The organism is Lacihabitans sp. CCS-44 (genome assembly GCF_024343735.1).
Taxonomy (GTDB): Bacteria; Bacteroidota; Bacteroidia; order Cytophagales; family Spirosomataceae; genus Leadbetterella.
Genome location: NZ_RJUE01000063.1, coordinates 57,404 through 83,722, shown reverse-complemented (window position 1 = coordinate 83,722; position 26,319 = coordinate 57,404). Strand labels below are relative to the sequence as shown.

The window sequence follows — 26,319 nt, the reverse complement described above, 5'->3', positions numbered from 1 at the left end:
CCTCATAAGCCTAGTTGGCATGTATTTCACTCCTTTGTTTGACGAAGACGAGGGCTTTTTCGCAGAAGCGTCAAGGCAGATGTTGGCAACTGGAGATTTTATTACCATAAATGTAAACGGCGAGCAACGATACGACAAGCCAGCCTTATTTTTTTGGTTTACAGCCCTTTCTCTAAAAATTTTCGGGATAAACGAGCTGGCTGCAAGGCTGCCCTCATTCGTGTTTTTTCTTTTTACATTGGTTTTGTTTTTTGGGTTTACAAAAAAATACTTCTCCGAAAAGAATGCAATCTTAGTTGCCACAACAGCCATCGGTATCGTGCAGTTTCAGGTTTTGGCAAGGGCAGCTGTAAGCGACAATCTACTAAACTTACTAGTGGCTGGAGCATTGATTGGTTTTTACAAATACCAAGAAACATCCCAAATAAAGACACTTTTTTGGATATATACTTTCGCAGGCTTAGGATTTCTAACCAAAGGTCCTATTGCATTTGTTATCATTTTTGGAGTTATTTTACTATTTCTTCTATTGACAAAAAACCTAAAACTCTTATTGAAAATCTTACATCCTTTATTGGTTGCCTGGGCGTTCATTATTCCATTCCCATGGTTTTATATGGCATATCAAAAATCGGGTGATTTTTTGTTTTCCGATTTTATCATCAAGCACAATTTTGGCAGATTTTCTCAAACCATGGAATCGCACGGAGGACATATTTGGTATTATTTACCTGTTCTACTGCTATCGTTTTTGCCCTTTAGCCATTTGCTATTTTTTGCTTTCAAAGACATGAAATTTGATAAGAAAAACCTATTCCTCCTCATTTGGTTTCTTTTTCCATTCGTGCTTTTTTCCTTTTCAAAAACCCAACTGCCACACTATATAAGCATTGGTTATATGCCGCTCATAGTTTTGATGGGACAAATGAAAAACCTCAAAATCACACCAGTTTTCTTTCAGATTATTATTTTGCTTGGATTGTTTTTAGCAGCACCTATTTTTATAAAAAACATTAGGATAGACGACATTTTTGTAACAACCATGCTAGCGTCTTCCTCCACAATTTTCGACAAATATTATTTTGGAACAATTACCATGCTTTCGATTTCGGCCATTGGTATATTTCGTTTTTCAAAAGAAAAAATGTTTCCTTTGGTTCTTATTTATTTCATGGCCACGACTTTATTTATTTACAAATTCGCTACACTGCAACAAGGATTTGTGAAAGAAACAGGACTAAAGTTGAGAAAAAACAATGAAACAGTATTCATGAAAGACCACTACAATCCCAGCCTCTCTTTTTATGCACAAAAGGTGTTTACAATAAAAGCCACATTACAAAAAGGAGACAAAACTTTTCAAAAAAACACCCTACTCGAAACCAAAAATGGGTATTTGATTACAGAAATAGAATAAAAAAAGAGGCTAAACATAGTCTAACCTCTTTAAGAATATCAATCCTTTACGCTTCAATAGGTATATTTAGCTTTCAGAGTATTAAGTTTAGCTTCATCAATTCCTAACTCAGTTTCCAACATTTTCAGTACCGAGCCATATTTAAGCTTTATGGCATTCAGCGACGACTGAATGTACTTGGGCTCTACTCCCGCCAACACAGCTGCTATTTCGGGCTTTAGCTGACCCATCATGCCCGATTTTGCCAAATATTGCGTGTAACGGTTTGAAAGATAATATTCTTCGATTATAGTATTTTCAGGCACACCCAATGCCGACAATATCAATGCCGAACCTAGCCCAGTGCGGTCTTTTCCAGCAGTGCAATGAAACAACGATGCTTCGTCCATTTTACTATTTAAAAGAGTTTTGAAGAACGGTTCGTAGTTTTTGATATTCTCGGGCATTTTGGCATAAAAACCTTCAAAAACTTTGCTGGCATCTTCTTTAGTGGTATTCGGGTTACCAATAATGGCATAGAACTGTTTCATAGCTTCTCCATTGCTTGGCGAAATCGATGTCCAAACCCGGTTCATTTCATATTCAGCTGGGTATTTATCAGGGCTTTGTTTTATTTCCTGTTCGTTCCTAAAATCCACTACATTCCTGATTTTTTCACGCTTTATGGCTGCCAAATCGCTTTCTGAAAGTTTGCCCATATCTCCGCAACGAAATAATTTGCCCCAGACTACCGTTTTGCCTTCCGTTGTTTTTAGTCCTCCCAAATCTCTGAAGTTTGGGGCGTTTTCCATCCAAAGTCTTCTTTCTGAAAAAACCACCGTATCTTTTTTTATGATTGTGCCAAAAAACAATCGGTTATCCGCATTGACATTGACTATTAAGCTGTCTTTCAAAATACGAGAAGATTGTTTCCAATTTATTTCTCTTTGTGTATTTCCTGCAAAAATCTTAATTTTTTTCTTTGTGGTATTGTGCAATACATACTTTGATGCTGAAACTCTCGCGGCCCAAACCACCTCGGTGCTGAGGTGGGCGTTTTGAGAAAATGCTCCCAAACTTACTAAGACAAATAATACTATTTTTTTCATTTTTTTTAAATATTTAAAACAAACAAACGCCAGTTCCGACAAATCAGAACCAGCGTAGTTTATATGTATAGGGTTTATTAGAAGATGTCTACTTTGAAACCTGCCTGTCCTCTGATAGAATACCACTCACGTGAGGTTATTCGATTTTTGTTGTTGCCCATATACAATCCTACATAAGAATTGGTCAGGTTATTTAACTCTACAAAAGTCCTTATTTTTTTAGAAATCGTGTAAGAGCCTGAGAAATCAAGCGTCAGGTTATCGTCTGACCAAACATAAAACTCAGGTCCCAACTGTTGATTGATGGTTTCCACAGACTTGCCTCTAAAGTTAGAAGCCAAACGCAAACTCAGACCATTTTTTTCATAAAACAGAATGGCATTGCCCATGTTTTTTGATTGATTTGGAAGACCTGACTTCTCTATTACGATTTTGCCGTCAATCAGTCGGGGTACTTCAACTGAAGAGTTTACAAACGAATAATTCACCTCCACTCCAAAGCCACTCAAGAAGCCTGGCAGTTTATTAAACCTTCGTGTGATGCCGATTTCGAACCCTGTCAAGCTAGAGTTTTTGAGGTTTTTGGGTTGTGTTACCAAATAATTTATGCCGTCGATACTCTCGTTGGCAATGTCAGAGAAAATCACATTGCTGATTTCTTTGTGAAAAACACCACCCGATATCAATCCAATATTATCAAAGAAATACTCACCCATCAAATCAAAATTGTTTGAAAAAGTAGGCTTTAAAGCTGGGTTTCCTTTCGTGATTGTAGGAATAGCCTTTGACAAGTCAACTGATTCTGAAACATTTAGGTCAGTAAAGTTTGCTCTTACAAAAGTTTTGGTAAATGCCGCTCTGATATTAGATTTTGGCGTGATGGCATATTTCAAATGAAACATAGGCAAAAAGGCGTTGTACTTGTTCTCCGTTACTACGTCTTTCACAGTCTTGTTTTTGATGTCCACACTTTTGCCCTTCATTGTCAAGTTGGTATATTCATCTCTAAAACCACCTATGAGTTTCAGTTTTGGCGTGGCATCAAAAATCGCCATGGCATAGCCGGCAGCTACGTTTTCGGTACCCTCGTGTTTGGTAGTTGGGTTTGTGGCTTGTGCCACTTCTGTAATACCATTTTTGGTAAAGAAATCATTTGTAAAAAAATCAAACAGCTGTTGTTTTGAAATAGGTGTAGAAATGAGATTGTCGAAAGGCTTTCCAATCTCAGGGAAAAAATTATTGCCCAAAGGATACTGCTCAGTAGCCAATTCGCTCAATTTTACAAACGGCGGTGCATTGGGTACTCTGAGAGCCAAAGCTGGCAAATAGACATTGGGAGTGGCCTCGCCAAAACGCTCCTTGGTGCGGTATTTACCCCCTGCTTTGAAGGTCAGCTTATCATTTGCATTTATCGTAAAATCCAGTTGTCCAACTTTATCATGCTCTTGCTGATCAAGTTCATACACTATCAATTGCTGTAGCAATAGTTTATTGGGGTCTAAAATATCTGTTGCATTGGTAAGTGCAGGTTGGATATTCAGTGGATCATCACCCACCCCATTTGGCGAATCAAAAGAGAGATACTTTCTACCATCGCTCGAAAGATTCCCAAATTTGCCCACCAAGGACTGATTAAACTGTGCAATCGGCAAGCCATTGTTTTTAAAATTAGGTGGAGTATTAATGGCAAACTTCATTATATAATCAGAAGCTTTCCAATCTATTTTTAATTTTGAACTTACTTGATGATTACCCCCAATTTCGAAACCTTTGATAGAAGTTTCGTACTGAGAATAACGATAACTGAACCTGTACCTGTTGGCATTGAACTCATAATAAGACTCATAAACGGGGCGGATATCATCGAATTTGTCTAGAAGCGTGCGTGCATATATCTTGTTTGAAGAATTAAAATTATACTCCAAACCAGCGTTTACTCCGTAAGTTCGGCGTTTGCCAAAATACCTTTTGGCATTGACCGAATTGATAGAATTCCTCTGATTACCAGTCAACTGTGTGTTGTAGGCTATCGCCAACTCGTCCGTCGCCCAATTTCTATCCCAAATAGAGCTTGCTACAATTACACCCAATTTATTCTTAAAAAACCTATCGCCGTAAACCAATGAGGCATTGTAAGTGCCGTTTTCGGACCTTTGGTTGTATCCACCAGCACCCGAAATACTAAACGTACGGTTTTCGGGAGCCGTACGCATCACAAAATTTATGGAACCTCCAATGGCATCGCCTTCCATGTCTGGCGTGATGGCCTTTGAAAGTTGCACATATTGAATCATCTCCGAAGGCACCGCATCCAATATAGAATTTCTGTTGCCATAAACACTGGCACTAGGCATGCGAGTGCCATTAAATAAAGTCGATGTCCAACTAAAAGGCGTACCTCTTACGGTGGCTTGGTCGGCCTCTCCATGGTAGCGAGCCACCGAAACACCCTGCATACGTTGAACAGCCTCGGCGGCATTTCTATCGGGCAGTTTACCTATGGCATCGGCCGCAATCACTTCCATAATGGCAAGTGCGTTTCTTTTTATGCTCATGGCTTTCATTTGCGAAGGTGCCATGGCAGCTTTTACCACTACTTCTTGCAAAGTTTGGTCTAGTTCTGTAAGCGTTATGGTATTGAGGTCATTCTTTCCTTCTTTTAGTTCAAGCTCAACTTCTTTAATGGCATATCCTATGTATGTGATAACAATCGTGCTCTTACCAGTGGCCAGGTTTTCAAATCTAAAAGCACCGTTGAGGTCTGTGGCTGTGCCTCTTGATGAGTTTTTAAGTAAGATAGATACCCCAGGCAAATAGCCCGCAGCATCTGCTACTTTGCCTTCGATGCTTGCCTTTTGAGAAAAAGCAAAATGAGTAATAAGTAATAAAAGTAAAAATTTCAATCTCATAATAAAGCGTTTTATTGAGCCGCAAAAGTCCGAGTTGAAAGTTATCATAGCGTTAAGGAGGCGTTAATACTTGGTTATTTTTGGAAGAATCCTAAGTACTTTTTTTCTATTGTTGATAGCCTATTGAGGGGATTGGGCCAAAAAAAAAATGATAAATAACTAGGTAAACTAATCTTAAAACATGGAGGCTATGCATTTAATTCTGGTATATTTGTAGAGACAATGCGTCTTTAAAAAAGAAACCTTTGATAACCTCAACCTTAGTCATGGCAGAAAACCAAAAATCAGGAAATGGCATCGGTGTAGGAGCAGCACTGGGAGTAGCATTCGGTGCGGCTTATGGCACTTCTTCTGGAAATATATCTTCAAGTATAGCCTTAGGATTGGCTGTTGGTGTGGCTTTAGGGGCAATTTTTGACTTTGTAAAAAACAAAGCTTGATTTCTATTTTGCTGAAAAGCAATTTTGTAAACACCTACCCTGTATTCAATTTAGAAAAGCAAACCGAAATAGCTCAAGGATTCCTTTCTGATACAGAAAAAAACAGTTTCTTCACAAAAACTTAACATTCAGGAAACAAAACATGGTTTCTTGAGGAAGATTATGGATGTAAATTTGCAAATTCAAAAATACACCTCAATCTCACGAAATGGATTTTGGCAAAGTAAAAGCTAAACATTTTCCGAAAAAATTCATTTGGGGCGTTGCCACCTCTGCTTACCAAACCGAAGGTGCAAGAAATCTTGGTGGTAAACAAGATTCTATTTGGGATACTTTTACCAATTCGAGGAAATTCAAAAAAGGCAATGGCAACAAAGCCACCGATTTTTATCACAAATACGAAAAGGATATAAAACTCATAAAAGAACTTAATCTCGATTCTTTTCGGTTTTCCATTTCTTGGTCGAGGATTTTTCCAACGGGGATAGGCGAACCCAACCCAAAAGGTGTGGAATACTACCACAAAGTAATAGGCTGTTGCTTAGCAAATGATATAGAACCCTGGGTAACGCTCTATCACTGGGATTTGCCCCAGGCTTTGCAAGACCTTGGAGGTTGGACCAATAGAGAAATACTGAATTGGTTTAGCCAATATGCAGAGTTTTGTTCGAAAGAATATGGCCCAAAAGTCAAAAAATGGTTTGTACTCAACGAACCCATGAGTTTTGTGGGGCTCGGCTATTTTATGGGCATGCATGCACCAAGCAAAAAAGGGTTCAAGAACTTCCTATCTGCTGCCCATCATGCCACATTGTGTCAGGCAGAAGGAGGGCGAATTCTCCGAAAAAATATTGCAGATGCCCAAGTAGGCACAACTTTCTCATGTTCTGTAGTACGTCCAAAGAATATCTGGAGAAGACATGTAAATGCCGCAAAACGCCTCGATGCACTTTTGAATCGTTTTTTCATAGAACCTGCATTGGGTTTGGGTTATCCAACAGACATAATTCCTGGCTTGAAACGGATCGAAAAGTATTTCGAACCCGGTGATGAAGAAAGGATGAAGTTTGATTTCGACTTTATAGGCATTCAGTACTACTTCCGAATTGTAGCCCAGCACAGCCTGTGGCCACCCGTATTGTTTGCAAATGAAATACCTGCCAAAAATCGGAGTGTAAAAACCAACAACATGGGCATGGAAATATACCCCAAAGGTCTGATGAAAATGTTGGATAAATTTAGCCAATACGAAGGTGTCAAAGAAATCTACATTTCAGAATCAGGGGTATGTTTTGACGAGGAACTGATAGACGGAAAAGTAAACGACAAAAACAGGATTCAGTATTTCAAGAAAACTTTCAAAATTTGCAGAAAAGCCATAAAAAGAGGCATAAACCTCAAAGGGTATTTTATATGGACCTTGGTAGACAATTTTGAATGGGCAGATGGTTTCAAACCACGTTTTGGAATCGTTTACAACAATTTTACCACTCAAAAACGCACCATTAAAAAATCGGGATATTGGATAAAGGAGTTTTTGAAGAAATGATTATTGTGAAGAGCCTGAACTATCAAAACCATGAGGTCTATCCAAAGCACTAACCTATCAAGATACTTATTTACAATAACTTAACATACTTTAAACGAAAATGTTCTAGTTTTGAGATTGAAACATCCTATTTGCCAATGAAAGCAAATAAAAAAGACATTAAAGCCAAACTCAAAGAAGCCATTGAGCCCATCATTGGCGATAACAGTAGCAAAGAACTCGACAAAATGCTCCTAAAATCAACCAAAAAATTGGGCGACTTGATAGCTGAATTTATGGTAAAATCTGAGAAGAAGAGGGCTCAATAGAATGTGAAGTAATCTATCTATTTATAGGGCTAAAACTTATTTTGCTAATCTATTTTTAGTAATATCTACTAATAATAAATTCTATTTATTTAAAAAACAAAAACTCAATTCTAGTGCAATGTATTCAAAAAAATCAATTCAAATTCAGTCCCAACATCAGGCCATACCAAGGTTTATTTTGATATTCCCATGAGATTTTGTTTTTGTCTAGGAGTATATCCGATCCAATACTCAAGCCTACCGTTAACTTGTTGATGGCAATTATGCCCGCTATACCTTTTTGAAAAACTATCCCGTCGTACTCTAAAACCTGGGCGGGAGCTGTGGAAGCATTGATGCTGGAGTTGCCAAAACCCATAAAGACACCACCGCTCAATCCAAAATGATTGACTTGTCTTTGATATTTGTAGACGGGGTTTTCTTTGAAGCTAATATTATAAATGTCTGTTCTATAGCCCAAATAAAGGTTGCCATTGATATTACCGTTCATCTGAACGCCAATATCTTTAGCGGCTGGCCTGAGTTTTACCAGGGCTGTCAATACATCTATATCAAGCGAAGGTTTTATTATTTTTAGATTAGAAACAGGTTTGGTGGGCGAATACGGCGGTATTGGTTTAGTAGTTTTACTATTTAAATCAAATATTTTTATGGTGTCGTTTTCAGTATAAATATAAGAATTTCCCTTGTTACCTTCAACTTTAAGTTTGTACGCACCGCTTGAAAGCTGATATTTTGAGTGATTTTGCAAAGTGGCACATCCACCCAATGCTAGTAGAAACAGCCAATAAATGATTCTAAACATCCTTTAGATGATTCGTTTACGCTTAAACCACACAAATATAACCACGGCCACAGCAGCCATTACACCCAAAGTAAGAAAATATCCAGACTGCCAAGTTAGCTCTGGCATGTTTTCGAAGTTCATGCCGTATATACCCGCTATGAATGTCAATGGCAAAAAGAAAGCAGAGAAAATAGTCAGTAGTTTCATAACGTCGTTGCTTTTTTGGGCACTGACTGACAAATACGTGTTCATGAGGTTCACGGAGTCGTCTGCTACCTCATCATAAGTAAGTATCAGGCTCAACAGTCTATCCTTTATGTCTTGCAAAGCCGACTTCGATGCTGGACTTACCACCATTTCGTTGATTACACCTTGAGTTATCTGCAAAAGTTTCTTCGAAATCCGAGTTTGGGATTTCTGATAATACAAATCTTCTAACGAGATTTTAGCATCATTTTTTAGGAAAATGTTCTTCTCAAAATTATCCACTTGTGAGCTCAAATAACTAGATGGCTCCTCAAAGGTATCTATCATCTTGTGCATGATAGCTATCAAAAGTTCCTCAGAGGTTTTACAGTTTACTTCAAGTTTGTTAAGAAAATCAAACTCGTTTCTATGTACCGTTATGAGCTTGGTTTCATTAAAAAAGAACGCCACTTTGTTCGAAAGCTCGCTGACATTGGTAATTCTATCATTCACATTTGCCGTAAAAGCCCTCAATATCATAAAGTTATAGTCGCCGTGGGTTTCAAACTTCGGCAAATGGCCTTGCTCTAGGCTATCCCTTATCTGAAAATAATCCAGTTGATATTCCTCCGCCAACTTGTTGAGGTTGTTGAGATCTGGATGGCTGATGTCAATCCAGATGAACGACTCAAACTGTTTTCTTTTTATAATGGTTTCTTTTGGTTTCATTTTCTGAAAATAATAATGCGGTTCTAAAATCTTCGTGGCCTCATTTTTCCTAAAACAGCATAAGTTCCTACATTGTAAAACTGTAGAGTTTCTATCTAGGAGTCTGACCAGCCCTTGTAATTTTTATTTATGAATTTACAATTTCAAACAAAGGTAAATCTAAATGAGTAAAATCACCAATCGAACAAATGCGGATGGCTTAAGTAGGCTTAATATACAACAGGGTAGCTGAAGAAAATCACAACTCCAAAGTCACTTCCAATTCAGAATAAAAAGAAGTCTCATTTTTCTTATTGTACAAAGGCAAGCCAAATAATTTAAAATCTTTATTTTCAGCTTTAATTATTTCTTCATTTCCATATTTTTCACTTATCTGTCTCAAAAACACTTCTTTCCAGCCTTCTTTAGAGCCAAAAAAATCACCTTGGGCATCCTTAAATTGGTCGCCTTTGGGTTCTATAAAAATTTGGTAATGTAGATTCTTTTCTTTCTCTTTCAAAAACAAAAGAAAGTCTGGCATAAAGCCACGGCCTTGCTCAAAATCGTAGATTTTATAAACCTCTTCATTCCTTAGCAGCGATACTTTTTCATATTGACTTTCAAAGTTGCCTATTATACCACTTAAAAATTCTATGAGTGACTGCTCCTCAGTAGTGCCATGAAATCCATCCAAAACATACCAATGTTTTTCTTTAATTAATGATTCCAACGCTTTGTTTCTTTCATCCTCAATAATTGATTTGGTTTTGGGAGTACCAAAAACTTTTTCGAGTGAAATTTGCCCGAACTCAGAACCAATATAAGGATTGGAAATTAGCTTCAGCTCTGAGGCAATTTTCTCAAAAAACCTCATGAGGATTCTTAATAATTCATCAGCTTCGATTATGGAAAGGTCTTTCTTTGCTTCCAATATTTGGGAATACAATTCTACAGGAAGTTTAAGATTTAATGGAAATGCACCCAAAAACTCTTCCTTTAATATATCATCCAAGGAATTGATATTAAGTTCATTTTTGAGATTCTGAAATCTAAAAACAGCATTTTCTTTGACCGAAACTTTATTGATGGCTTTTCGGATTAGATGCAAATCAAATTCTTTCAATTTCATCTTCAAAGTACCTAATTCGCTAGCCACAGTAGCATATTTGGTCTTGTCAGTCTCTCCTAGTTCCAGATTTAGTGCGGTTTCATTGAGATTAAATGCACCTACTCTATACTCAAAATTAAAATCTTTCCGTATTTCTTCTAAAGTACTTTTCTTTCTTTTAGGGTTATCAAGACGGGTGTTAACAAAAATATTTTGATAGGCTGGCTCTTTTAAAAAAGGCTGCTTAACCTTAAATGTCTTCAATTTCTTATTGTCGCTGAGCCACTCTTTGTCTTTGAGTTCTTTTTTGAGTTCGCTGAGATACCTTTCGTCGTTATCGCTATGAAAATAAAACTCCTCCAATACTCTCAGTTCATGGTTTAGGTCATTGTCAAATTTCCTGCAGTTTCTTTCTTTATTTTCATATTCAAATGGATAATATCTCACTCCTCGACCTATCAACTGAACTTCGGAAGTGGTGGCTCCTCCGGTTTTTCCCTTGTTTGACCCACCTGTATTTTGACCCTCATAAAGCCTTACAATGTCGTAAAGATTCTGTACATCCCAACCCTCCGTAAGTCGTTGCACCGTAAAAATGGCTCTTACATGATTTTCTTTGTCTTCCAAACTATTGAGAAGCCGCTCTGTTTCGGCATCTGTTTGTTCTTTTTTAGACTTGTTAGTTTTCGAATTGGTAATAATGCAATTGTGTTCAGCAAAATGATACTGAATGTAATCAATTATCTCCCTGATTTGCAAGCTATTTTCTGCCAAATACCTCTTTACATCTATAATACGACTTTGTCCCTTTTGATAGGTTTCTGTGATGTCCATAAACTTATGTTCATCTATTTCTTTCAGAAAGTCAAAATCAACAACACTCAAATTTTCCACTAGATTCCTGAAGAAAATATAATCTTCCTTAGAATTGTTGCTATCGGCCACATCTATGGTTTTGCTACGAAACAATATGACTGGCTTAAAATGAGGAATATTGTATTTCAAAGCTATTTTGTGACGATACCAATTAAATAGTAGAGCTTGTAAAATTCTTTTGGTTTTGTCAAAACTTGATGACACCAGATTGATTTCCTTTGTGTAACCAGCTTTCAGAAAATCTTTTAAATCAAACTTGATAATGGTTTTTCTGAAATACTTAGCTAATATCTCTTTATGCTCAGGTATAGTAGCTGTAAATTCAAGCAAAACGTTTTCATTGTGTTGTTGATTGGGCTTACCTCTATGCAGAAGTAAATGTATTACCGTATTTTCCCAACTTTTTTCAATTTCATCTTGACCTGCATTTTGTTTAAGTTCATTAGCCCCGAAAAAATCAAGCTGGTTAATCTTGGCCTTTTTGGTGTCTGCATTGAGGTGATGGGCCTCGTCAGCCAGCATTACAATTTTGCGTTTTTGCAAGTCTTCTAAAAATACACTATCCTCCTTGACTTTGTACACATCATTATGGAGGGTGTGAATGGAGGTGAATTTTATCTGAATATCGTCGCTGAAGTCATCGAAAGTATTGACTTGTCTTATATTAACTAGGCGGTCATCTATGACAATGTTTTTCTGGAATAGATATTTGCTATGGGCTGTGTTACAAAGATTTTCTTCAGTTTTGCCCACTATGTTGTTTTGGTTCACAAAAAATATGAAATGCCTGTAATCCTTCTTATAATAATATAAAATTGTAGCCGCCATTACGAGCGTTTTACCTGCTCCCGTCGCCATATTAAACAACAAGTGTGTCGCACCACTATCCTCTTCAGCTTCTTTGATAGCCTCGTAAGTTAAAAAATTAAGCAAGGCATCTTCCTGCCATTTGAAAAGCGGAAATCTCAGATTGTCTGTAATATAGCCATAGTCAGAAAGTTTGAGTTTGGTTATGCCTAATTCATAGGCCTTTAATTTAATTTCTTCAAACAGATATTTTTCAGGAAAAAGATTCATTGTAATGTGGGATTAGATACCGTAAAAATTATTGGTGGCAACAATATCATTTTCGCTGAGTTGAAAGCGGCCGTCTTCCATATCAGAACGATTGACATAGAGCTGATTGAGATCTAGCATTTTGCCAAATATCTGCTTTTGCCTTACCAATGAAAGACTTTTAAATGCGGCCTCCTGTGATACTTTTTCTTTAAAATCCTTGATTTTGACATTATAATTCAGAAAATACTTCTCATACATTTCATCAAAAAACGTCGCCAATTCTTTGTAAGAACTTGCGGCCTCTATCTTTTCAAAAGCATTTTGGTTGTTTTTGGCAAGTTCGAAGTAGATGAACGAACCACCACCTTGCCAATTTACAGTCTTTGAAATGCCTGATTGCTCTCCATTTATTACGTTTTTAAGCCTTATTGTGGAATCATTATCACCGTAATCTAATTGCTCAATACCAATGTATTGCCTATTCATTTTATGTGCTACCGAAGCTGTTGTACCACTTCCTAGATGGAAATCTAAAATAAGATCTCCTTCATTCGAACACAAATCCAATATTCTATTTAGAAGCCTTTCAGGTTTTTTTCCTTTCCTTAGTGTAACGTTTCCTTCGTTGTGTATATCATTTGGTAAAACATCATCCCAAATGTCTGAAATCATTTCGCCAAATTTCCATTGACCTTCAACATTAATTAATCTATCCTTAAAAAATAAAATTGCATTGCCATTGAATAAATAGTAATTATTATGATTTTCTCTCTCAAATACAAACGTTTTTGAGGTATCAATTTTTGATAAATACTTGGTCTTTTTAACTCCTTCAGATATACTTTTATCGTCCAACCCTGCAAATCGAATAATTCGATTTTTATTATCGATAAAAAAATTCTCTAATTCGACTTCATACTCAGATCCAAGTTGATTTTTTAATTTACTCTTCTGAACTCCCTTGAATATCGAAAAAGCATCCAAAACACTTTGATATTTCCAGTCTTCAGGATTGCTTTCTATATTTATGATAAAATTATTATATCGATCGTCCCTATCCTTTGACCGAAAAACTTTATTGGGCGTCCAAACATTTGGAGTTTTTGAATAGAATACTAGAAATTCACTAACGTTTACAACACCAGGATTTATAACTTTAGCTCCAGATACTGAACTACGTTTTATCGTTATGATATTTTTTTTATTTTCTTTACCAAAAATTTCATCGAGTAAGCCAATCATATATCCAAGTTCATTGTGATCAATACTGATGGCAATTGTACCTTCATTTTTTAATAACTCTTTCGCAACCTCAAACCTATTTTTCATAAAAACCAACCAGGAAGAATGGTTAAAATTATCATTATAAGCAAAGCTATCATTGCCCGTATTATATGGTGGGTCAATATAAATCAGTTTCACTTTTCCTCTAAATTGCTCTTTCAGGCTATGCAAGGCCAGTAAATTATTGCCTTTGATGATGAGGTTATCTTTTATATCACCATTTTCGTTTCTGGAAAATTCTTTAGCTTCGCTTTCGAGTATGCTGTCATTCTCATCTTTTTGATACTTCCGTACTTTAGCAAATGCCTTGGGCTCAAAAAGCTGGTCTATTTCGTCTTTAGCCAATATTTGGTTAAAAAATACTTCTTTTCGCCTAGCCTTCTTTTCATCATAGTCGCCTGCTTCTTTGTTGTATTCAAAATAGGAATCTGTACCCTCCTCGGTGCTTTGTCCGCCTTCCAACACGCAGTCTTTGTATGGAAAATTCAATACCACATCCCTATATTCTCTCAGTAGTCTACTTCCAACTTTAAGTCCGATTTTGTTTTCAAATTGGGTGTAGCTATTGTCCAGTTTGTTTTCGTCTACAAAAAACTTAAGGTCGTTGCCTTTGAAAATCATAGCCTTACCGACAGGTACGAAGAATTTTTGTTGGGCGGTTTCGTCGTTTAACAGTAGCTCAATGAGTTGAGGGTCATGTTGGTCAATGAGTTCCCTGAGCAGATTTTCTTTGAGTTCTCCCTCTTCGTCAAACAGTCTTTCATCTTTTCTGAGGAGGTCGAGCAGGGTTTCTTTTAATTTAGTCATACGGTCATTACAAATAAAAAAACGTGGAACGTCGCATTTATTCGTCTCCAGAGGCCTACCACAGCCCGAACAACAAAATAAAGCAACGCCCACGCTTGACCGCAGGCGTTTATCGCTTCATTTCCCGTTGTTCTTCTGAAAGTGGTAGTTTCTGGAAACAGGATTTTTAAGCTAAACGCTGATAATATTTCTTACACGCTTTGGTTTAATCGATAGTTTTAAGAGTTTTTTTGTGCAATACTAAGCATAATTTAACCATTTTTCAGTACGGTTTAAGTGATATTTAAATAAGAATTTATGAATTTTTCATCATCCACTTTTGAATTCCGTGAAATGGCTATTCCAAAAGAAGCACAAAGAAGACACAAAATCCACAAAGGGATAGGATGTAGACACAAGATTCTGTGCGTAAAAAATTACAAAAAAAACAGAACATCTTGATTTCCACACAATAAAGAAATGATTCAACCACACCGAACTTTGATTGCAAAATAAATTGCTTTACAAAACATGTGCGTTACAAAGCAAGACACATGCATTGCTTTACAAAACATGTACCTTACAAAGCAAAACACATGCGTTGCTTTACAAAACATATGCGTTACAAAGAAAGACACATGCGTTGCTTTATAAAACATATACCTTACAAAGCAAGACACATACGTTGCTTTACAAAACATGTACGCTACAAAGAAAGACACATACGTTGCTTTATAAAACATATACCTTGAATTGCAGAAATTAATGTTTTTTCTAAATACCTTGATTCATTCGAAAATAAATTCAATAGGCGAGTATTAAGATTACTTTTTAGAAAATGATCTAAGGAACCTTTTGAGCTTTAGATGCTAAAACTACAAAACCTTGAAATAATGCCTGAACTTGTTATTGATTTTTTTGAAAAGGAATTTCATACTCGAAAGAAAGAATACAAGATTTGCATGCAGATTAGTCAGGTTGAAAAAAAGTTTGAATCTCCAGACGTAGAAAAGATAATTCAATTATTCTTGAAGATGATGAACATGACAATGAAGAAGATCCTGTTGATGGAAATATCTCTTAAAAACAAGAATCACAAAAAGGACTTAGTTGAAAACATAAATTTATTTGTTGATAAACTTAATGATTCCTTATCAAGAACTCTTTAATAAACAACTTCTAAACAATTCAATACAAACGAAATCTAAAATAAATAAAACTTTTCCACAGAAAATGAACTAATAAAAACACAATCAATTGATTTTTAATCAATTAAAAAAACATACTTTTTATGATCCATGAATTCAAGAATCACATTTTTTGGTTTTTCCCTTGATTTTTATTTAGCTTTGTAGAGAAGAAATCAAAACAACCCTACCTATAAGTATTTTTTTTCAGGCATTGCCTGTTTCGTCCTCTGAATTAGTAAAACCTTATTGGGTTTAAAGACAAGGCTTCATAAAATCTAATTTATCCCAAATTAGATTTTGTAATGGGAAGCCCACCTTGTCAGAAGCAAAAAACTTTGGCGAGTTTGCCCTTAAATAGCGAACCCACCAGGAAGAACTGTGCTCGCACAGTATTGAGATAGAACTGGTTAACAGTTAGATAGGCTCTCGGGCCTACCATAAAAATCAAAAGGCCTCCCCTAAAAAGGAGAGGCCCAATGACATAGAATAAATTTTGCGATTTCAATTTATGTCATTATTTGAGTTTTATCAAGTTCCGAGGCCAAAAATCACATTTTAAATTTTATTTAAAATGAAAACGACTCAGAGTAGTACTCTGACCTCTGCTATTACAAGAATCGCGGGAGTGCGATCGATAGCGGCCGATTTAGACCTTGGAAATGGTCTTACCGTAGAAAGTTACCAAGTTGCCATTTCAGAAGTGGACACTTTGGTAAATACATTCAACACCCAAGTGGCTCTTTTGGGTGAATTGAGAAACCGTATCACTGAAAAAGAAACGGTTCTCAAAGATTTTTCGGAGCGGATGCTCATAGGTGTCGGTGCCAAGTATGGCAAAGACTCCAATCAGTATCAGATGGCAGGAGGCACTAAGAAATCGCTCAGGAAAAAACCGAAGCGAGTTATTCAAGCCAGTGCCGCAGCTTAATTCTTTGGAAGGTCACCATTTTGGTGACCTTTTTTTGTTCTCCTATTATTAGTTTTTTTACATGGTTGTGAATTTTTTATCTATTCACCAAACAGAATACCCAAACTATATTCCTCCTCCTTAGATCAAGATAATACAATTAGAATACTACTAAACCTTCATTCAAATAGACAAGTACTTGGCAGGTATTTCTGCACCATTCACACAAAGAATTCTACCAATCGTTTATTTTCAAAACCGTTACATTTTGTTGAATAAATTATTATAATATCTTTGGTAAAGATTTAATTATCAACAATTAAATATTTAAGTCATGAAGATACTAACCATCTTATCTTTTATTCTATTTTTCAATTCAGAGCTATTTGCCCAAAACCTAAGTATAGAACCCGATAGGGGAATTTTGATTCCGAAAATGTCGACAGTTACAAGAAACAGCGTAGCAAGTCCTGCATCAGGTTTAATGATTTACAACACCGATAGCAACAAATTTAATTACTATGACGGTACGTCGTGGCAGGAAGCCAGCTCTGGTAATCAGTGGGCGACAAATGGCTCTCATATTTCTTACAGCAATGGTCAAGTAGGCATAGGTATAAGCACACCAACAGCTCCATTAAGTTTTGCTAGTACGCCGGGAAACAAAATAGCTCTTTGGGGTGACGCCAATGGTGCTCACTATGGGTTTGGTATTCAAGGAGGCTTGCTGCAGATGTATGCCAATCAGCCTTCAGACAATATTTCGTTTGGCTCCGGCAGTAGCAATTCTTTCAACGAAAGAATGACCATTTATAATACTGGTGGAGAAGGCATGTTGCTAAAAGGCCGAATCACTTTGAGAAACGGAACTGTACCCAACAATCCTGCATATGGGCCTGGTGTGTGGTTATATCGCGGCGACAATACCGCTCCATTGGGTTTTATGGGTACCCAAAATAATCAAAATATCGGATTTTATGGAGGTACTAGAGAGTGGGGATTTACGTATGATGCAGTCAATAGCAGGGTAGGAATAGCCAACCATAACCCCAATGCACCTTTGGCATTTGGGCCATATTTAGAAAAGAAAATAACGCTTTATCCAGGTGCCACAGGTGATGTAGGCTTTGCAGTAGGTGGCAATCAACTAAAAATTTACTCAGACAATCCGAATGCCCAAGTTTCGCTTGGTTATGATGCTGCTGGTGTTTTTACCGATAGGTTTTCTGTTAAAGCCAATGGTGCCATTGCCGTAAATGGCAACATGGGTAATAATGGGCAAGTACTTACAAGTAAAGGTGCCAATGCCATTCCTGAGTGGAAAATTCCATATTCGTTTTACAATAACATAGAACAAAAATTCCAGTCTGCGATTGTTGAAGACGACCAAAATGGTGGTGGAATAGATCTGCCAAACATGACACATACATTCACTGTCACAGGAAATGCCAAACTCTTGCTCACTTTCAACATTGACACTGAGTCTGTTGCTTGTTTTGCTTGCGGTTTCTCCCGAGGCTCTGTTCAAGTGTTTCTCAACGATGTATATCAGATGAGTTTTACAGAGAATATTCCGAATGGCGAATGGGCTACCATAAGTGGAACTTACTTGGCCACTGTCGGAGCGGGTACACATACCATCAAACTCAATGGTGTATGCATTCATAACCCACTTATGCGGTTTTGGGGAAGCAATGCTTACTCGAATATGATTGTCCAACTAATAAATGAATAAGGCTAACACTACTGAACAAAATGCAACCATTTTGATTGAACTTAGCCAATCACATCGTCATATAAAATCACAGAAATTAGTTAAAATCTTTGTACCTATTAAAGAGTAACTCCTAACGGTTTACTCCTTTAATAAACCTTAAAGATGCCAATAATCATTTTTTTACTTTTTGAAAATCGTATCTTTGTGCTTAAAATCTATTGATTAGTTGTTGAGAAAATTCTCCTCTTTATTGTTTTTAGGCTTGTTGCTACTACATGTTGCGGGTTTTATGCTGTTGACCTTTTTGAGTAGTTGGGAGTCAGAAAACACGATTGTTCCCAACCAACAAATACAAATAAAAGGAGATAGTTTGATTCATAAATACCAAATTTCGCTTCCCTACAGCAACAGTTTTGAAAGGTATTTTCCTAATGGTCAAACTGCTATTTTTGAAGGAAAGTTTTACCAATCGCAAAAGGTAGAATACCGCAATGACACATTGCTAACCTACTATATACAAGTAAATTATACAAGCGAAAACGTTCTGGAAATTGCTCGAAATTTTAGCGATAGTTTAACGCTTGATTTTTCAAAAGAAAAGAATCGTTCTTCTCAAGAAACCATAGAGTTTTTCAAGAAAATATCCAAAAATTATTTCACGGGAAAGATGATTTTAAATAGTTGGTTTTGGAATGATTATCAACTTCAAAAATACTTTTATGTTGCTTCATTTTATAAAAACCCTGAACCTGAAGCCAGGAAGTTGCCTCCTGTTTTGAAAGTTTCTTAATATTTTCATTGTACTGAATCAGTCTTTTTTGATTTGGCACAATCTCTGAAACATTCTTAAAATACTCAAAATCAAAACTTAATGATGAAAACGATATATTTTTCTTTGTTAGGTCTGGTGATCTGTCTAAAATCTTTTGGCCAGGTAGTTCTAGATTCTACAAAGATTTTTGACCTCAAAGCTCTTGATGTGAGCGAACAAAAAAACAAATTCAATGCCCTTTCTTTACCGCAAACCAAGGGGACTTACTTATATTCTGGCAAAAAAACTGAGGTTATAAATGTACTTGGTCTAGATGCCAATATTGCTGAAAAAACGCCAAGACAGATTTTTGCAAAAGTGCCGGGGGTATTTGTTTATGACATGGATGGCACAGGTAACCAAGTAAACATTTCTACACGAGGCCTCGATCCACATCGAGGATGGGAATTTAATGTTAGAAAAGACGGTGTAGTAACTAATACGGATATTTATGGTTACCCAGCGAGCCACTATTCGATGCCGATGGAGGCGGTACAAAACATTGAAATATTAAGAGGAACAGGCTCGCTCCAATATGGATCACAGTTTGGTGGTATGCTCAATTATATCAGTAAGACGGGCGATTCTACTCGTAAATTTTCGCTTGAAAGCATCAATAGTATGGGTTCATTCGGCCTTTTGAGCACTTATAACGCCGTTGGCGGGCAAATAGGCAAAATCAATTATTACGCATATTATAGCAAAAGAGGCTCTGACGGTTTCAGAGACAATTCTAGAACCGACTATGAGGCTTTTTCGGTGGTTGTCAATTACCAAATGACTGATAAGTTGAGTGCGAAATTTGATTTCTCAAAGTCGAAATATGTAATTCAACTGGCCGGTCAAGTAAATGACAGTATGTTTTATGCCAATCCAAGAATGGCTACTAGGTCCAGAAATTTCTATAGTCCAGATATCTATGTTCCTTCCATCAGCTTGAACTATCAATTTTCTGGCAGAACCAAGTTCTCTTTTGTCAGTTCGGCGGTTTTAGGAAGTAGAAATAGCGTGATGTTTGACAAAACCGCTGATATCGTGGATAAAATCAACTCGCAAACGCTCCAATATGCCAACAGGCAAGTGGATATTGATAATTATCACAGCTATACCAATGAGCTTAGGATGTTGCATTTCTATAATATTGGAAGCGTAAAATCAATTTTAGTTGGTGGTGTACAGTATATGAACAACGATCTACATCGCCGTCAGCAAGGTAAAGGCACCACTGGTTCTAACTATGATTTGAGTATAATAGGCAACTGGGGTAGAGATTTGCATTTTAAAACCCAAAACTTGGCTATTTTCTTCGAAAATCATCTGGCTATCGGTAAAAGACTTACTTTAAACCCCGGTTTTAGGCTAGAGTCTGGTGAATCTCAGATGAGTGGTACCATAAGTTACTATGACTCGAGTAAATTTCCTGATGAGATTCATCATAAGTTTCCATTGTTTGGCTTGAGTGGCGAATATAAATTGAGTCAGAATCAAAAATTCTATTCCGGCCTTTCTCAGGCTTTTCGTCCTGTGATATTCAAAGACATCATTCCAGGTTCTGTTTTTGAGAAGTCTGATGATAATCTAAAAGATGCGTTTGGGTATAATTTAGAAGCTGGCTATCGAGGCGATTTTGATAAATGGAAGGTAGAATTTACTTATTTTCAATTGCTTTACAAAAACAGATTAGGCACATTGGCTCAAACCGACGAGAACGGAAATTTCCAGATTCTTAGAACCAACATCGGTACTTCTTTTACTAAAGGACTTGAAAGTTTTGTAGAGTATTATGGTAAAATAACCAACAAGCTGAACTTTTCTGTATTCAGTTCTACCTCCATCATGGATGCCCGATATCAGAAGGCTACTGTGAGAGCAGGTGAAAAAAATATGGATATTGAAGGCAATTTTGTGGAAAGTACACCAAGGCTTATATCAAGAAACAGGCTGACTCTTAGATACAAAAAAGCTAGTCTTACCACATTATATAGCTATACAGCCAAAAGCTACTCAGATGCTCTGAATACCGAAAAACCAAGTGCAAATGGAAGCGTTGGTTTGGTGCCCTCTTATGGTGTTTTAGACTTAAATGCTTCATACAGACTTTCCAATATGGTGTTGATAAAGGCGAATCTAAACAATACTTTGAATAAAATGTATTTTACCAAACGCCCTCAGTTTTATCCAGGTCCTGGTATTTGGTCATCAGATGGTAGAGGGTTCAGTCTGAGTGTTTCTACTAAATTATAAACTATAAGGTGAGGAAATTCTTAAAAACTTCCCCTTATTAATGTAATTATCGTAATTGTTTTAAACTATTTAGAAAAACCCGAAATCCTTTGGAAGAAATAATAGCTTAAATTTAACTACTTCAAATTCCTAAATTGATTTTATTCGTACTTTCGCCACTATGATAAAATTATCTCATGCTGACCGTCAAATTCTACAAGTCGGACATTTTCAAGACCTCGTATCAAAGCCATTCCAAGGTGAAACAAATGCTATTTGTTGGAGACGTAATCTAATAGGTGATTTTGCTGAGATCGTGAATAAGGTAGAGCTGAACAAAAACATAACTGTAATAAGCGAGGAAGAACTTCGTGACCTTACGCTGAGCTTTGACGGACAGCTTGCCCGTGAAATTCTTTTAAATGATTTGACACTACTGACTGCTCATGGAGCTGCTCCTGTTCTTAACTTAATCAAAAATTATGATAGAGATGAGGATTATCCATTTTTCCCAACAGATGTTTATTCGTTTCATGTAGATCGTTCACCTGTACCTGCAGACACCTTTTTGTGTACTTACTATGGCGATCCGAGCGAAATATTACCAAACTCAGATGCCATAAAAAAAGTATTGATACCTGAAATTCTTGATGAACTCAAAAAACTATATGGTGGAGATGATGAGGGTTTTGAATCTTTTTTAGTTGAAAATTTCTTTGATTTGCACTATCAAGCTAAACCCAAAGCACACCTTACAAGCTTAGGACTAGGCCACCTATGGAGGTTGGCGATTGATCATCCTGAAAGTAAAGTTCTACCCTGTGTACACCGTGCCCCAAAAGAAAAAACCAACCGCTTATTGCTTATATGTTAAGCAAATCTACAATCCATCATTACTAGCTTTTCTTAGAAACTGAATAGTTTCACTTATTTTTTTGATTTCGATAAAGTTAAAAGTAAATAAGGCAATTAGAAATAAAAAAATAGGTTGAAGTCTATGGCTGTTTTAGTAAAATTTGATTTAAAGAAAACAAGAATATTCCCAAAACAGCAAATAAGAATTGACGCCCGTAAATAGCTTTTTTTTTCATGGCAGAGTTAAGTAAATGAAGTAAAAAAGTATGAAGCAATCAAAATTCCTGAAGTCTTCATAGAATTAAGTTTGAAAATTATAATAAAATCGGTTCGTTCCAACGTCTCTACAGAATCAGATAAGCCTTTATCCAAGCTAGGAACTTTTATTTGAATTGATTCAAAATTTAATATTTTCAATGAAATGCAGTTCAAGAATCACAAATTAAGAAATACAAACACTATAATTAATAAACTAAAAGCATCTTAAAGAAATACAATTAACTAATTTTAAACCACTTACAACGACTAAAGGGTATATGAAATAGATAATTTTCATCAAACAATATAGACGAAAGCAACCAAGCTATGTAAGCCAAAAAGCTTGCATTTTATACTATCAGATTGATTGCCGTTAAATAAAATTCGAAAACCTATACGTTTTGAACTACGTTGTAGAAACCAAATACAGTTCTGTAATTGAATAATATTACATAAAGGCCTAAAAGAAGATCGTTAGAAATAATAAATATGTGACTAAAAAAAGCAAAAAATACAGCTTGGAGATTTTCAAAGCCGTGAGATTGCATAATTTGAGTAATAAGGAAATGATATGACCCTAAACCACCTTGGGTGGGGAATATCCAACCAATATTGGCCATCACGGCGAGTTCTATAGGGAGTTTTATATCTATGAAATCTCTTGCCACCGAGCCTTTAAGCAGAAAATAAAATATCGCAAAATAAGGTAGCCAAATGGCCAAAGTGTAAAACACAAACAAGGGTTTATTATCTACTTTTTGGGCGGTCATCAATCCAATTTTGAAATTGGACAACTGGTTTTTTATTGCGGTCATGATACTTTGCCAACGGACATTAAGATAGGTTTTAAAGAAAAAACTGGCTAACTTAAAAACCACGAAGCCAAAAAGTATTATACCTAAATAAAATTTGTAATTCTGAAAAATTGAGACTTGAAAAGAGAAGTTAGAAAACATAAACACGAAAAATAAGCCAAAAACCACTAGGCCGTCCATAAGTTTTTCAGCTATGATGGTACCCAAACACTCAGTAAACGGCACTCCACTTATTTTTCTCAAATAGCCGGCTCTCACAAAAAAACTGGATTGCGGAATGATGAGATTTGCAGGATAACTCAACAGCAGTGCCGAAAATGCTTGACTCTTTTTGATCTGATAGCCCAAAGGTGAAAAAAGCATCAGCCATCGTAGATTTCTAAACCAAGCAGAAAGCAACATGCAAATACCAGCAAAACCCGCCATTTTTAGGTCAATTTTAGAGGTTTGCTTTATAAAGTCCTTGTATTTCACATCTCGCAAAACATAATACATCAGTAACACCGAAATACCTAGCAAAACACAAGTCCAAATTCTCTTTTTTGTCATTTTTTACATTTTCTGGCTAAGATGCAATGCTTAAAGAGTAGCAAAACATAATCATAGAAATTTCCACCTTAAACCGCTATATCCAGCCCATTATACACATTCTCGTACAACGAAATGAGTTTTTTTCGGATAGCATTTTTATCGAATTGTTTAACCAAGGTAGCCGATAATTCTTTAGCATATTGCATGTATTTTTTATCCTCAAAAACATTGCTAATCAACCGTGAAAATTCTAGGTTGTTTTTTGCTTTTAGATAATCCGACTCATACAACATCTCATATTCGCTCAAGTCTCTAAACAAAACAGGCAAACCCGTGGCCGCGGCTTCTATGGGCGACAATGGACTGTTTTCTTGGTAAGAAGGAAACAAAAACACATCAGCAGCAGCATAGAGATTCGGCATATTTTCGAGGTCAACTTGTCCGATAAATTTCACATTTTCGGGTGCTTCTTCTATTCTCTGATTGATACGTCTAACGCCCTCCGTTATCGCTCCAAAAGGCCTGCTTCCTGCCCAAACAAAGTATATATCTGGATGTTTTTCAGCCAATTCTATAAAATCCTCCACACCCTTACGTTTTTGTAACTGACCCACACCCAGCACCACTTTTTTATCTATATCAAGCTCAATGAGTTTTCTACCCAAAACTCGCTTTTCAACACTTGGATACCACTTGTCTAAATCTATTGGATTGCCAATGTTTATAATTTTGGAAGTTACTCCCAACTCCCTAAGGTTCTTTTCTACCATCGGCGATATGGCAATGCAGACATCGGCATGGTTAAAAACCTTTTTAAAATAAAGCTTGGCAAAAGGCAATACTAAACTTGGAAAAACCACCGAGCCTTTAATGGTTGCTGGCGTGGTGTGTACGGTATGAATTCGGCGGCCTTTGTATTTGCGAGACTTCAAAAAATAATACAAACCATAAGAATGTGAGTGAAAAATATCGCCGAAGCCTTCTTGATTTCTCAAAACCTCAACATCGTTTTTCTCTTTTAATAAATCAAACATACCCACAAAAGCACTGTGTACGCCTGTGCCTTTAGCCATAAAATCTGTGGAAGAAACTAGGTGTATTTTCATATCAAAGGAGTTTAGCTTGTTTTGGTAAATAAACGATAAAATAGAACACAAACGTTGCCTTTGGCTATTATGGTATTGTTAAATATTATATTTCACTGCACCTAAAAAACAGTACCAAAAACTTAACCCTCAACTAACGATTTGTTAACATCATTTGGACCTTTTGCACAACAACTCGGCATAGTTTTACCGTAAAATTTGAAACTGGAAAATACTACCTTTTTCAAAGAAACTTTGCTCTATAAACTGAAAGTACTGTAAAACAGACATACAAGGGAATATTATTTCCTTGTGTCTTTGCGGCCTAGTGGTAAACTATAAACATTATGAAAAAAAACATTGTGATTTTTGAAGTAGAAGGTGGTTCTGATAAATGGCTCAATGGCCTAAGAAAAGACACAATGCCAATAGTTAATGCCATAAAAAAACAAGGCTGGGACTGTGAAATAATATACTTTAGAGATGAATGGAAGAGTGAAATCTTTGACTATGTATCAGCTATATTCAGTGGTTATATAAGCAGAATAAACCCAGGTAACTTACCCAAAGGCGAAAAAATATATCTCGAAACCCTCAGGGCACTACACAAGGTAGGCCTTGCGGCCATGTCGCATCCTGATGAAATGCTCAACTTTGGCTCTAAATATTTTCTTCTAAAGCTAAAAAATACGCCACTTGTTAAAAATGACACGCATGCATATTTTACCATCGAAGAATTTAGAAAAAAATTTCCTTTTGCATTAGCCCAAGGCGAAAGAGTTTTGAAACAAAACAGGGGTTCTACTGGTGTAGGTATCTGGAAAGTTCAGGTTTGGGACAATTCGACAGTAAATACAATTGGGGAATTGCCGATAGACACGTTAGTGAAATATACGGAAGCAAAAGACAACAAATCGAGAATCCACACGCTCGATTATTTTATGAAAATGTGTGAGAAATACATTGTTGGAGAACAAGATTTAATGGTAGATATGCCATTTTTGCCACGCATAAAAGAGGGCGAGTATAGAGTATTAATGATCGGTGACCATCCATCCTACATTATTCACAAAAAACCTGTGGCCACTACGGGAGCTTTCTCAGCAACCTTGTTTTCTGGAGCAACATATTCTTATCACTCACCAATAGAATACATTGATTTGGCTACATTACTAATAAAGTCCCTACCTACTATTAAAGCCGAACTGGCAATGAGCCAATTACCGCTAATTTGGACGGCTGATTTTATTCTAGATACAAATAATGTGGGGAAAGACCTTTATGTTTTGAGTGAAGTAAACTGCTCATGTGTAGGAATTCCAGAAAATCTTATAGGGGTAGTAGAGCACCAAGTGGCATTTGAAGCCATCAAAAGAATTGAGAGTAACCATGCTTGCAGAATAGATTGAAAGGAAAATCAGA

At 36.4% G+C, this 26,319-nt stretch carries 19 protein-coding genes; 11 read left to right on the top strand and 8 right to left on the bottom strand.

Annotated elements, in window-relative coordinates; genetic code table 11:
* Positions 1-19 precede the first annotated feature (19 nt).
* Complete coding sequence (locus tag EGI26_RS19270; protein WP_255080707.1) at positions 20-1,417, top strand: glycosyltransferase family 39 protein; 1,398 nt, start codon at positions 20-22, stop codon at positions 1,415-1,417.
* A 53-nt stretch (positions 1,418-1,470) separates the two neighbouring features.
* On the opposite strand, the gene EGI26_RS19265 is transcribed toward EGI26_RS19270, so the two are convergent.
* Both EGI26_RS19265 and EGI26_RS19260 read right to left on the bottom strand, forming a co-directional pair.
* Positions 1,471-2,505, bottom strand: a complete 1,035-nt coding sequence (locus EGI26_RS19265; protein ID WP_255080706.1) for a tyrosine-protein phosphatase — start codon at positions 2,503-2,505, stop codon at positions 1,471-1,473.
* A gap of 77 nt (positions 2,506-2,582) precedes the next feature.
* The gene (locus EGI26_RS19260) at positions 2,583-5,414 is read right to left on the bottom strand and encodes a TonB-dependent receptor (protein ID WP_255080705.1); all 2,832 of its coding nucleotides are present in this window, start codon (positions 5,412-5,414) and stop codon (positions 2,583-2,585) included.
* A gap of 266 nt (positions 5,415-5,680) precedes the next feature.
* Between EGI26_RS19260 and EGI26_RS19255 the strand changes: the two genes are divergently transcribed.
* From EGI26_RS19255 to EGI26_RS19245, 3 genes are all read left to right on the top strand, one after another.
* On the top strand, positions 5,681-5,854 hold the full coding sequence (locus tag EGI26_RS19255) for a hypothetical protein (protein WP_255080704.1): 174 nt from the start codon (positions 5,681-5,683) through the stop codon (positions 5,852-5,854).
* 208 nt (positions 5,855-6,062) lie between these two features.
* Positions 6,063-7,403: a GH1 family beta-glucosidase gene (locus tag EGI26_RS19250; RefSeq protein WP_255080703.1), complete on the top strand. Its 1,341-nt coding sequence runs from the start codon at positions 6,063-6,065 to the stop codon at positions 7,401-7,403.
* 137 nt (positions 7,404-7,540) lie between these two features.
* A complete protein-coding gene (locus EGI26_RS19245) occupies positions 7,541-7,711 on the top strand; it encodes a hypothetical protein (protein ID WP_255080702.1) in 171 nt (56 codons plus the stop codon).
* Positions 7,712-7,844: 133 nt separating this feature from the next.
* Here EGI26_RS19245 and EGI26_RS19240 read toward each other — a convergent pair whose 3' ends face one another.
* From EGI26_RS19240 to EGI26_RS19225, 4 genes are all read right to left on the bottom strand, one after another.
* The gene (locus tag EGI26_RS19240; RefSeq protein WP_255080701.1) at positions 7,845-8,516 is read right to left on the bottom strand and encodes a hypothetical protein; all 672 of its coding nucleotides are present in this window, start codon (positions 8,514-8,516) and stop codon (positions 7,845-7,847) included.
* Between the two features lie 3 nt (positions 8,517-8,519).
* Positions 8,520-9,413: a CorA family divalent cation transporter gene (locus EGI26_RS19235; RefSeq protein ID WP_255080700.1), complete on the bottom strand. Its 894-nt coding sequence runs from the start codon at positions 9,411-9,413 to the stop codon at positions 8,520-8,522.
* A gap of 238 nt (positions 9,414-9,651) precedes the next feature.
* On the bottom strand, positions 9,652-12,453 hold the full coding sequence (locus tag EGI26_RS19230; protein ID WP_255080699.1) for a DEAD/DEAH box helicase family protein: 2,802 nt from the start codon (positions 12,451-12,453) through the stop codon (positions 9,652-9,654).
* A 12-nt stretch (positions 12,454-12,465) separates the two neighbouring features.
* Entirely contained in the window at positions 12,466-14,526 is a 2,061-nt protein-coding gene (locus tag EGI26_RS19225) for a site-specific DNA-methyltransferase (RefSeq protein WP_255080698.1), read from the bottom strand.
* A gap of 872 nt (positions 14,527-15,398) precedes the next feature.
* On the opposite strand from EGI26_RS19225, the gene EGI26_RS19220 reads away from it, so the two are divergent.
* From EGI26_RS19220 to EGI26_RS19195, 6 genes are all read left to right on the top strand, one after another.
* Positions 15,399-15,674, top strand: coding sequence for a hypothetical protein (locus EGI26_RS19220; RefSeq protein ID WP_255080697.1), 276 nt, complete (start codon positions 15,399-15,401; stop codon positions 15,672-15,674).
* A 592-nt stretch (positions 15,675-16,266) separates the two neighbouring features.
* Complete coding sequence (locus EGI26_RS19215; protein ID WP_255080696.1) at positions 16,267-16,623, top strand: DUF2379 family protein; 357 nt, start codon at positions 16,267-16,269, stop codon at positions 16,621-16,623.
* A gap of 313 nt (positions 16,624-16,936) precedes the next feature.
* The gene (locus EGI26_RS19210; protein ID WP_255080695.1) at positions 16,937-18,337 is read left to right on the top strand and encodes a hypothetical protein; all 1,401 of its coding nucleotides are present in this window, start codon (positions 16,937-16,939) and stop codon (positions 18,335-18,337) included.
* Positions 18,338-18,548: 211 nt separating this feature from the next.
* Entirely contained in the window at positions 18,549-19,109 is a 561-nt protein-coding gene (locus EGI26_RS19205) for a hypothetical protein (protein WP_255080694.1), read from the top strand.
* 81 nt (positions 19,110-19,190) lie between these two features.
* Positions 19,191-21,374 carry a TonB-dependent receptor domain-containing protein gene (locus EGI26_RS19200; protein WP_255080693.1) on the top strand — a complete coding sequence of 728 codons (2,184 nt, stop codon included), beginning with the start codon at positions 19,191-19,193 and terminating at the stop codon, positions 21,372-21,374.
* A 160-nt stretch (positions 21,375-21,534) separates the two neighbouring features.
* Entirely contained in the window at positions 21,535-22,227 is a 693-nt protein-coding gene (locus EGI26_RS19195) for a hypothetical protein (RefSeq protein ID WP_255080692.1), read from the top strand.
* 631 nt (positions 22,228-22,858) lie between these two features.
* On the opposite strand, the gene EGI26_RS19190 is transcribed toward EGI26_RS19195, so the two are convergent.
* Both EGI26_RS19190 and EGI26_RS19185 read right to left on the bottom strand, forming a co-directional pair.
* Positions 22,859-23,830 (bottom strand): lysylphosphatidylglycerol synthase transmembrane domain-containing protein, encoded by a 972-nt coding sequence (locus EGI26_RS19190; protein WP_255080691.1) that lies wholly within the window; start codon positions 23,828-23,830, stop codon positions 22,859-22,861.
* A gap of 68 nt (positions 23,831-23,898) precedes the next feature.
* Entirely contained in the window at positions 23,899-24,918 is a 1,020-nt protein-coding gene (locus EGI26_RS19185) for a glycosyltransferase family 4 protein (RefSeq protein ID WP_255080690.1), read from the bottom strand.
* Positions 24,919-25,244: 326 nt separating this feature from the next.
* On the opposite strand from EGI26_RS19185, the gene EGI26_RS19180 reads away from it, so the two are divergent.
* On the top strand, positions 25,245-26,306 hold the full coding sequence (locus EGI26_RS19180) for a Cj0069 family protein (protein ID WP_255080689.1): 1,062 nt from the start codon (positions 25,245-25,247) through the stop codon (positions 26,304-26,306).
* The last annotated feature ends 13 nt before the right edge of the window (positions 26,307-26,319 follow it).

Coding starts and splice junctions, on each gene's coding strand:
- EGI26_RS19270 (WP_255080707.1), top strand. CDS start 20: ATGTATTTCACTCCTTTGTTTGACGAAGACGAGGGCTTTTTCGCAGAA.
- EGI26_RS19215 (WP_255080696.1), top strand. CDS start 16,267: ATGAAAACGACTCAGAGTAGTACTCTGACCTCTGCTATTACAAGAATC.
- EGI26_RS19220 (WP_255080697.1), top strand. CDS start 15,399: ATGCCTGAACTTGTTATTGATTTTTTTGAAAAGGAATTTCATACTCGA.
- EGI26_RS19235 (WP_255080700.1), bottom strand. CDS start 9,413: ATGAAACCAAAAGAAACCATTATAAAAAGAAAACAGTTTGAGTCGTTC.
- EGI26_RS19250 (WP_255080703.1), top strand. CDS start 6,063: ATGGATTTTGGCAAAGTAAAAGCTAAACATTTTCCGAAAAAATTCATT.
- EGI26_RS19190 (WP_255080691.1), bottom strand. CDS start 23,830: ATGACAAAAAAGAGAATTTGGACTTGTGTTTTGCTAGGTATTTCGGTG.
- EGI26_RS19195 (WP_255080692.1), top strand. CDS start 21,535: ATGATAAAATTATCTCATGCTGACCGTCAAATTCTACAAGTCGGACAT.
- EGI26_RS19240 (WP_255080701.1), bottom strand. CDS start 8,516: ATGTTTAGAATCATTTATTGGCTGTTTCTACTAGCATTGGGTGGATGT.
- EGI26_RS19265 (WP_255080706.1), bottom strand. CDS start 2,505: ATGAAAAAAATAGTATTATTTGTCTTAGTAAGTTTGGGAGCATTTTCT.
- EGI26_RS19245 (WP_255080702.1), top strand. CDS start 7,541: ATGAAAGCAAATAAAAAAGACATTAAAGCCAAACTCAAAGAAGCCATT.
- EGI26_RS19210 (WP_255080695.1), top strand. CDS start 16,937: ATGAAGATACTAACCATCTTATCTTTTATTCTATTTTTCAATTCAGAG.
- EGI26_RS19255 (WP_255080704.1), top strand. CDS start 5,681: ATGGCAGAAAACCAAAAATCAGGAAATGGCATCGGTGTAGGAGCAGCA.
- EGI26_RS19200 (WP_255080693.1), top strand. CDS start 19,191: ATGATGAAAACGATATATTTTTCTTTGTTAGGTCTGGTGATCTGTCTA.
- EGI26_RS19230 (WP_255080699.1), bottom strand. CDS start 12,453: ATGAATCTTTTTCCTGAAAAATATCTGTTTGAAGAAATTAAATTAAAG.
- EGI26_RS19185 (WP_255080690.1), bottom strand. CDS start 24,918: ATGAAAATACACCTAGTTTCTTCCACAGATTTTATGGCTAAAGGCACA.
- EGI26_RS19180 (WP_255080689.1), top strand. CDS start 25,245: ATGAAAAAAAACATTGTGATTTTTGAAGTAGAAGGTGGTTCTGATAAA.
- EGI26_RS19225 (WP_255080698.1), bottom strand. CDS start 14,526: ATGACTAAATTAAAAGAAACCCTGCTCGACCTCCTCAGAAAAGATGAA.
- EGI26_RS19260 (WP_255080705.1), bottom strand. CDS start 5,414: ATGAGATTGAAATTTTTACTTTTATTACTTATTACTCATTTTGCTTTT.